Source organism: Borreliella mayonii, from assembly GCF_001945665.1.
GTDB lineage: Bacteria > Spirochaetota > Spirochaetia > Borreliales > Borreliaceae > Borreliella > Borreliella mayonii.
The window spans coordinates 18,817-27,866 of sequence record NZ_CP015783.1; the positions used below are offsets into that span (position 1 = coordinate 18,817).

General features: G+C 27.5%; 10 protein-coding genes. 9 read left to right on the plus strand and 1 reads right to left on the minus strand.

Annotated elements, in window-relative coordinates:
• Positions 1–5: 5 nt before the first annotated feature.
• The 6 genes from Bmayo_RS04755 (at position 6) to Bmayo_RS04780 (ending at position 4,688) form a co-directional block, all read left to right on the plus strand.
• The gene (locus tag Bmayo_RS04755) at positions 6–572 is read left to right on the plus strand and encodes a DUF226 domain-containing protein (RefSeq protein ID WP_075552596.1); all 567 of its coding nucleotides are present in this window, start codon (positions 6–8) and stop codon (positions 570–572) included.
• The gene (locus tag Bmayo_RS04760; protein WP_012644027.1) at positions 548–1,312 is read left to right on the plus strand and encodes a ParA family protein; all 765 of its coding nucleotides are present in this window, start codon (positions 548–550) and stop codon (positions 1,310–1,312) included. Before Bmayo_RS04755 ends, Bmayo_RS04760 begins: the two co-directional genes overlap by 25 nt.
• A 27-nt stretch (positions 1,313–1,339) precedes the next feature.
• Complete coding sequence (locus Bmayo_RS04765) at positions 1,340–1,900, plus strand: chromosome replication/partitioning protein (RefSeq protein WP_075552597.1); 561 nt, start codon at positions 1,340–1,342, stop codon at positions 1,898–1,900.
• Positions 1,901–1,913: 13 nt separating this feature from the next.
• Positions 1,914–2,408 carry a Bdr family repetitive protein gene (gene bdr / locus Bmayo_RS04770; RefSeq protein WP_075552598.1) on the plus strand — a complete coding sequence of 165 codons (495 nt, stop codon included), beginning with the start codon at positions 1,914–1,916 and terminating at the stop codon, positions 2,406–2,408.
• A 476-nt stretch (positions 2,409–2,884) separates the two neighbouring features.
• Positions 2,885–4,210 carry a DUF244 domain-containing protein gene (locus Bmayo_RS04775; RefSeq protein WP_075552599.1) on the plus strand — a complete coding sequence of 442 codons (1,326 nt, stop codon included), beginning with the start codon at positions 2,885–2,887 and terminating at the stop codon, positions 4,208–4,210.
• A gap of 52 nt (positions 4,211–4,262) precedes the next feature.
• Complete coding sequence (locus Bmayo_RS04780; RefSeq protein ID WP_010257952.1) at positions 4,263–4,688, plus strand: DUF261 domain-containing protein; 426 nt, start codon at positions 4,263–4,265, stop codon at positions 4,686–4,688.
• Positions 4,689–4,694: 6 nt separating this feature from the next.
• On the opposite strand, the gene Bmayo_RS04785 is transcribed toward Bmayo_RS04780, so the two are convergent.
• Entirely contained in the window at positions 4,695–5,471 is a 777-nt protein-coding gene (locus Bmayo_RS04785; protein WP_014540930.1) for a tyrosine-type recombinase/integrase, read from the minus strand.
• A 430-nt stretch (positions 5,472–5,901) separates the two neighbouring features.
• Here Bmayo_RS04785 and Bmayo_RS04790 point away from each other — a divergent pair, with 430 nt between their 5' ends.
• The 3 genes from Bmayo_RS04790 to Bmayo_RS04800 all read left to right on the plus strand — a co-directional run bounded on the left by Bmayo_RS04790 (position 5,902) and on the right by Bmayo_RS04800 (position 9,050).
• On the plus strand, positions 5,902–6,885 hold the full coding sequence (locus Bmayo_RS04790; protein WP_075552600.1) for an ErpC protein: 984 nt from the start codon (positions 5,902–5,904) through the stop codon (positions 6,883–6,885).
• A 243-nt stretch (positions 6,886–7,128) separates the two neighbouring features.
• Entirely contained in the window at positions 7,129–7,701 is a 573-nt protein-coding gene (locus Bmayo_RS04795) for a DUF603 domain-containing protein (RefSeq protein ID WP_075552601.1), read from the plus strand.
• Positions 7,698–9,050: a PBSX family phage terminase large subunit gene (locus Bmayo_RS04800; protein WP_075552602.1), complete on the plus strand. Its 1,353-nt coding sequence runs from the start codon at positions 7,698–7,700 to the stop codon at positions 9,048–9,050. Before Bmayo_RS04795 ends, Bmayo_RS04800 begins: the two co-directional genes overlap by 4 nt.

Consider the following 9,050-nt stretch of genomic DNA (forward strand, 5'->3'; position numbering starts at 1 on the left):
TTAACATGGAAAATGTACCAGAAACTATTGAAACTGTAAAAAAAGGTAAATGTAAAGTTGAATGCCAAAATAAAGAACGCTTTATTTTAATTGAAAAAGAAAATGGTAAGGCAATGTATCATACAAAAATAATGATGGATATTTATAAATTTGGAGTGTATGAGAAAAAACACGAATTTAGATTATCATTGAGGGCCTTATTTAATGGAGAAAGAATTGTTGAAGAAACTCATTTATACCCAATTAAAGAAGGAGATAAATTTATTGGTATTTTTTATGGTTATAGAAAGCCGATTAAAAAGCCGTTAATAAAGTATCAAATAAATGGGACTAGAAAAGCATATGCATTAGCAAGGGCATATTATATGGAATTTAGATTTAAAGCAGGAAGTGTCTTTTGCTATTTTAAGGGGCTATATCGATTATTAGATAAAAAAAGAACAAATAATCATTACAACAAAGTTTTATTTAGTATGTTTACGGATTTAGAACAACAAGTATATAAATTTTATGGGAAGAAATACCCGGAACAGGGACCGTTAATAAAATGGATAATAAAAAACCTAAAATAATAACAATAGCGTCAATTAAGGGCGGTGTTGGTAAAAGTGTATTAACAATAATTTTTGGCTTTATTTTAAAGGATTTTAATAATAAAGTTTTGTTAATTGATATGGATCCTCAAAATAGCTTGACCAGTTATTTTGCTAAATATCTAAAAAGTATTGAAGGTCTTAATTTGTATTATATGCTTAAGGATTATAAAAAGAATGATTTAAATAAATATTTAAATAAGATTAATGAAAAAATGTACATTATCCCTTCTCATCCAATTTTATGTAAGTTTGAGCAAGAAGATGAAAGGTATAAAGAACAGTTATTAGAACATTGTTTAAATAAAATTTTATGCAGCAATAATTTTGATTATGTAATAATTGATACTCCACCCAGTTTGAGTCCGTTATTATTTAATGCTTTGAATATTACGGATGAAGTTATAATTCCTATTCAGCTTGAAAGATGGTCAGTGGAAGCTTTTCCCATGTTAATGGATGCAATAGAAGAAGTTAATATATTTAAGAATAAAGAAATAAAAATATCAATTGTTGAAAATCAATTCATTAAAAATAGAAATACCTTAAAAGATATAGAAGAATTGTTGTATAAAAATTATGGTCTTTTTGTTAAAGGTAAAATTCACAATTTTAATAATATTAAAGTTTTGATTAATGAATTGAAAGAGCCCAATATTCAAGAAATATACTATAAGGAGGCTAAAGAAACTTTAAAAAAAATAATAAAAGTATGCTAACGTACTTTGAAATAAGGAGTCAAAATAATGTCTGAAAATAGAAAAAAAGAACTTATTCTAAACAATAGAAAAGTTAGCGTTAATCAATTTGAAAGCAACAACGATAAAGATAATCAGATAGAGTATGAAAGTTATAAAAATCAATTGCGAAGAATTACTTCAAGCGACATCAATAATAAAATTGAATTGATGGAAATTTTATATAAAATAAGGATAAAAAAACTTTATGAGCTTGATGGTTACAAGAAATTTGAGGATTTTCTTAAGGAATTTGTTATAGCAAGAAGCCAAGCATTTTTATATTTGCGTCTTTATAAAAAAGTTTTATCAGGAGATTTAACAAAAGAAGAAATTAAACAAATTGGTTTTAACCAGGCGTATAAAAAGATTAAAAAATCTGATATAGATAGAAATATTTCAAAACAAAATCCAATAAAACCTCTAAGATTTCAACTTAAAAAACAGGAAAGTTACAATTTTTATAAAAAAAATTCTAAATTTACAAGTTTTATGATGGATGAGATTTTTGAAAATCAAAAAGATTTTCTTAATAAACTTTTAAAAAAATATAAAGAATTAAAAGGATAATAAAGGGGATCTTATGAGTAATTTAGCCTACAATACTCTTAAAATAGAAAATATAAGGTTAGAATTTTTAAATAAAGGGTTTAGTGAAGAGGCAATAGATTTTGTTTTACTTCAGAATGACAATTATAACTTTGAAGTTTTAAAGGAGAAAATGAATTCTTTAGAACAACAAATAATTAATGTAGAAAAGAATTTTCAAAAAGATGTAGACAGTATTTATATTAAAATAGATAGTGTAAATACCAAAATAGATAATGTAGAAAAAGCTTTGCAAAAAGATATATCTAGTTTGGATACTAAAATAGATAGTGTAAAAAACGAGCTTAATGCCAAAATAGATAGCGTAAATACCAAGATAGATAGTGTAGAGAAGAATTTACAAAAAGATATATCTAGTTTAAAAAATGAACTTAATGCAAGCAATAGAACAATACAAGTAATGCTAATAGCAGGAATAACGCTTGCCCCAATTATTTATTCTATATTCAATAAGTATTTTTTCAATTGAGAATGATTAAAATTTTATAAAGTAATAAGTTAGTATATAGCTCTAAAGTAGAACTTATTTGAATTTTTTAACAAGAGAATTTAAATAGGTTCTTTTATTTTAACAAATACAAATTGATTTTAATTCTAAATTGAACTGAATTTAATTGTTTAGTGAGTTTATCTAAAATAAATTAAGCTAAGCCCGCGGCTTTATTAAGCTCTTTAACATGAGAATTTAATAAAGCTTTTATTTATTATAATAATTTCTGTAAAAAGCCTGACAAAAATAGTTTTTGTTATACATATGTATATGTATAGCTAAAAAAATATATTGCTATCAAAAAAATCCAATTAAGTTGGGTTTAGCTAAGTTCTTTAACAAGAGAATTTAAATAAGCCCAACTATTTTTTTGTAAAATTTTTTGTAAAGAAGTTGGCAAAAATAGTTTTTGCTATATACTTATATTTATTAATACATATAAACGGAGGAAAAAGATGGAAAATCTTTCAAACAATAATAATCCACAAGAAAATATTCAAGGAGAGCTCAAAATGATAATTGTTAATCAACAAAGTTTTACTGGTTGTGAAATATTTGAGGAAAAATCTTCTCCCATTAAAGAAAAAAGTAAATTAAGTAAGATAGGTAAGAAATTACCAGGAATAAGTAGTCAAGAGTGTTTTAGATTTAATCGAAATATTGATTTTAGTGTGCAAAGAAACAAGTTAGATAAATACGGTGCTAGTGAAGTAGGCAATATTCTTGTTGGAGGTGCTGGGCTGAAAGATTTAATGATAAACAGAGTGCTTAAATATTTTAATATGAGCCTACCTTTTGAAGAGAATTTATATATGCTCAAGAGCAAAGAGTTAGAGAATTTAGGATTTAGAGAGTTTGTTAAAGCATACGGTGATAATATTGATATTTTATATAAAAATAAATATGCCAACGGTGTTGATAAGTATAATTATTTCAAAAAAATGGGCAGTTCAGAAACTTTAGTGGGCTCAACAATTGATGGCTGGTTTATCAATAATAATGGCGATTTAGAACTATTAGAGATTAAAAGTAGCGACTCTAATTATATGAGTAGTGCTATTGCTGAGTACAATAAAAATGGCAATTTTTTAAGCAGTAAATATTTTTTCAAATATTATGTACAAGCACAAATGCAGCTAGCATGCACTGGGCTTAAGCATTGTAATTTATTCTTTTTAATAGATGCTGCACCAATTAACTGTAAGATTAAAAGAGATGAGGTCTTAATATCAAAAGTGTTTGAATTTGTTAATAAATGTGAATTAGAAATTATAAATTTAAAAAAAGATATTTATAGTAACTATAGAGAGGAATACTTAATGGCACATAATTTTAACGAGGATACGTTTATAAAACTTGTTGAAGATTTGGCAGAAAGGAGTGATTTTTATAGTTCTGGAGTTGAGTTTGATTGGGCAAAAGAATTTGTAGAATATGTTGATTGTGTAGAGCTTGAAATTACAGATAGGCAAGTTGCTGAAAATCTTGCATGTGATCTAATGGAGGTTGATAGCGCAAAAAAAGAATTAAACAAAATGCAAAGCGAACACAAAAAAAGAGAAAAGTATCTTAAAGATTTAATCAAAATGAAAACCCACAATATTACGAATATATGTCCACTAATTGAGCATGTAAATTATAGGTTTAGAGAATTTGTGTTCACTTTTGATTCTAAGAAAAGAGCAATATCAGATAGATTAAGTGGACTACTACCAACAAGTGAAACATTGTTTTTCCCTAGCAATATAGCATTTACAAATAGTGTTAGTGTCCCCATGTGAATGGGTGCACTAAAAAATTAAAAAAATAAATTTAATATAGGAGGATTAATTAATGCTTATTAATAAAATAAAACAAGATAATAGAACTTTAAGACCGGAGATACAAAAATGGGGTTGTTACTTTTTGTGTCTACATTACTATACAAGTCTATTCAAGAAACGTGAATTTAGTGCGTATGAGATAAATGCAGCGTATTATAGATTTATAGGACTTGGATATATTAAGAGTAATTGTTTTATTATAAATCCATGTATGATACTTAATTATTACGGAATTAGAAGTAGCGTGAGATATGAATCTTTAAATTATTTAGGTGCAGCCAATGAATTTGAAATAAGCGAAGTTAAAATCGATAAGGTTAATGGATATCACTTTATAGCAACAAAAAATAAAGAAATATTATATGATTCACTTGACTTGAAGCCTCGTGGGAAAATATTTAAAGTAACTTCAAAGCGTATATTTAGACTAAAGTAGTTTTTTTTAAAGTTTAAGGTTATTTTTCATGCATTTATAAGCGTGAATTTTATTAGCAGCAGAGAGTCCATAGATATTATCAATTTCGGAAGTTGAATAATATTTCATAAGTTCTTTAATTTGGAAAGAGTTATAGCCATTAGATTTTAAATTTGAAATAAATAAGTTTCTAAATAAATGGAGCGATTTATTGGCACGAAATCCTGATCTTTTGAGAAGATTTTTAAATTTTCTAGAAATATTGATAATATCAATTTGGTTATCTTTAAATTTGTGTTTGGTTTTTTGGAAAAGATAAGTACGCCTTGAGTCAAGATTTTTTTCGTTAAAATAATTTTCGTGAGCTTTTTGAATAGCCTGGAACTCTTCAGAATTAATGATAATTTCTCTAATACAAGTGACATTTCTTTTTTTAGCGATATTTACTTTTATATTGTAAAAAATTTCTCCAGTTTTGCTTAGTAAGGAAGTAATATCTTGCATTTTTACTTTTTGAATTTCGGCACCCCTACACCCACTTATTGCGAGTAGATGTAGAAACCAACCAGAAATAGGGTCAATTTTTTTTAATGTTTTAACGCATTTTTCAATTATTTTGATAGCTTTTGGGGTCAAATAAAACTTAGGAGTTGGTTTTGAAGCTTTTTTAGTAGGCTTAGAAGAAATTTTTAGTGAATTTTTAAGAATTTTATTTTCATTTACCACATTTTGATAATCTTGAAATAGTTTGAGCATAAAATCCATGTTGAAATTATTTAAATTAAAATAATTATTCATATCCATAAAATCCTCTCCTTATAAGTGTTACTTTTAAATTAAGTAAAAGCAATAAAAATTAATTAAAAATGTAATTTATATTGTACCAAAAACTAAAAATTTTAGTCAAATTTTGTGTGTTCTCATTGCATGCGAAATTTGGGTTGTAGGGTGGCTGTGATAAACAGAATGGGCAGTTTTTGAGGGTGTCGGCTAAGAAAGACTATATACTTTAGCTAATATATAGCAAAGACGCGGAAATTTAATTTGTATGTGTTTTATAGTCTTTTGTAATGGGCGGGGCATTTGCAATGGAGAGATTTTTGCGAGTTGGTTAAAATTACATTTGCGTTTTGTTAATATGTAACAGCTGAATGTAACAAAATTATATATTTAAATCTTTGAAAAATTGTAATTGTTTGGGGTTGTGGTAAACTTAAGGCTTATGGAGTGGATTATGAATAAAAAAATGAAAATATTTATTATTTGTGCTGTTTTTGTGCTGATAAGTTCTTGCAAGAATTATGCAAGTGATAAAGATATAAAACAAAATGTGGGTGAGAAAGTTCAAGAATTTGTAGATAAGATTTTAGATCCAGTAAAGGATAAAATTGCTTCAAATGGTCCAATAGCAGATGAATTGGCAAAAAAATTACAAGAAGAAGAAAAGGTAAATAACGGGGAAGAAGAAAATGATAAAGCTGTCTCTTTAGGAGAAGAATCAAAAGAAGATAAAAAAGAAAATGAGCAAGCTGTTAATTTAGAAGAAAAAAATGCGGAAGAGGATAAGAAAGTTGTTAATTTAGAAGAGAAAGAAGGAGAAGTTAAAAAAGAGACTGAAGAAGATGAAGATAAAGAAAAAATAGAGGAACAAAAACAAAAAGAGAAAAAAGCACAACAAAAAAGACAACGACAAGAGAAAAAAGCACAAGAAAAAAAACAACGACAAGAAGAAAGGAAACGAAAAAAACAAGAACGAGAAAAAGAAAGGAAAGCTAAAGGCAGAATTAAAACACTTATAGATAAAATAGATAAGGTTAATAGAGATATTAATGATATAGGAAGCCAAACTGGCGTAGAGGCAAAAGTAGTTATAGATAAAATTACAGGGCCTGTATATGATGATTTTACTGATGGGAATAAAGCCATATACAAAACCTGGGGAGATTTAGAGGATGAAGAAGGCGAAGAATTAGGAAAATTATTGAAAGAATTGAGTGACAATAGAGATGAGTTAAGAACCAAATTAAATAAAGATAATAAAAAATATTATGCTCATGAAAATGAGCCTCCCCTAAAAGAAAATGTAGATGTCAGCGAAATTAAAGAAGATTTAGAAAAAGTAAAATCAGGATTAGAAAAGGTTAAAGAATATCTTAAAGACAATTCTAAATTTGAAGAAATTAAAGGATACATAAATGAAGAGCGATATCCATTATAATGGATAGTTTTAGATATAATTAATTTTTGTATACACAAAATAACAGCTAGTTAGAAATCTTTACTAGTTGTTATTTTTTTGTAAATTTTATTATAAACCGCCAAAGAATTCCGCACCTATGATTTATTTGTATAAGAAAAATCTTATCCTTTACCCATAGTGAAATTAAAAGTTTGTGTTAATAATTTATTAAATTGCTTTACTATTTAGAGTAACAATTTGTTAATTTTGTTACTTTAGAGGGTGCTTTTTGAAAAAATTAAAAGGTCTTTTGATGATTATGTTGTATATTTTAGAGAAGGATCGTTAGATGATAGTGAAATAGCGGCTAAATTGGGAGTTTCTAGGGTAAATGTGTGGGGAATGAGACAAAAATGGGAAAGTGGAGAAAGTTTTGTTAACGAGGACTCTAGACTAAGAATTAGTGAAGACACTTTTGAACACCTTTTGTCGCAAACCTTTAGATCAGAAGTTAACGCTAGGAAAGTTATAAGCGAATTAGATTTAGAGCGAGCCAATTTAGAATTAGGGTTTATACATGCATTTAAGCGATATTCTAGTGTTGAGCTAGCCAGCATGCATACTAAAATAGAAAATTTAAGAGCCGAAATTGATGCTTTAAATAAAGCAAGTAATAAAAAAAGTAAAAAAATTGTTAATGGAGAAATTAATTCTTTAAAAAGTGAGCTTGATGAATATGTAAAGGAGTGCCCAATAAGAGAAATGGAGCTTTACTATGAATGTATGAAAAAACTTGCTACGGTTCATGAAGCTGAAAGCAAAAGTAACTACGAAAATAGTAAAGGGCACAAGTGAACTTATATCAAACAAAACTTTTTACAACACTACAAAAGGAATACAAAAATAAATATGGAGTTGACATATCACAATTTGTAAAGCTAACAAATTCTTCAATTAATTTTGATAAGTTTGAAGAAAAACAGTTAACTTTAAAACAAAAAAATGTGATAAAAAGTATTAAAAAGAATAATGAAAAAAAGATTATACTCAGCGGCGGCATAGCTAGCGGCAAAACGTATCTTGCATGTTATCTTTTTCTCAAAAGTTTAATTGAAAATAAAAAGCTATATTCTAGCGATACGAATAATTTCATTATAGGGAATTCACAACGCTCAGTTGAAGTTAATGTTTTGGGGCAATTTGAAAAGCTATGCAAACTGCTTAAAATTCCTTATATTCCAAGACATACAAATAATTCATATATTCTTATTGATTCACTGCGGATTAATCTGTACGGTGGAGATAAGGCAAGTGATTTTGAAAGATTTAGAGGAAGTAATTCAGCACTCATTTTTGTGAATGAGGCTACAACTTTGCATAAGCAAACTTTAGAGGAAGTCTTAAAAAGACTAAGATGCGGGCAAGAAACTATTATTTTTGATACTAACCCCGATCATCCAGAACACTATTTCAAAACTGATTATATTGATAATATAGCAACTTTTAAGACGTATAAGTTTACAACTTACGATAATGTGCTACTTAGCAAAGGATTTATCGAAACTCAAGAAAAGCTATATAAAGATATACCATCATATAAAGCAAGAGTTTTGCTAGGCGAATGGATAGCAAGTACTGATTCAATTTTCACACAAATAAATATTACTAATGATTATGTATTTACTAGCCCAATAGCATATTTAGATCCAGCATTTAGTGTTGGAGGAGATAACATTGCATTATGTGTTATGGAGCGGGTTGATGATAAGTATTATGCTTTTGTATTTCAAGACCAAAGACCAGCCAATGACCCGTATATTATGAATATGGTTAAGACCGTTTTAGAGAATTTTAATGTACATACACTTTATTTAGAAGATAGAGATAATACAAAAGGTGCTGGTGGATTGACCCGTGAATACATGTTGTTAAGAAATAATATGAGCCAATATTTTAGAATTGCTCCAGTTAAACCAAAGTCTAATAAATTTAGCAGAATAACAACTTTAATTACGCCGTTTACTTACAAGAAACTTTACATTACGAAATGCAGTAGCTCTTCTGTATTTAATGATATTTATTCGTATAAAGGGGACAATAAAATCCATGATGACGCTCTTGATGCGATATCTGCAGCATATTTGATGTTGTCTTTAGGATATAGAGAGCGAAGTGTTCACTTTGGCAACCAAAGATTTTTGTAA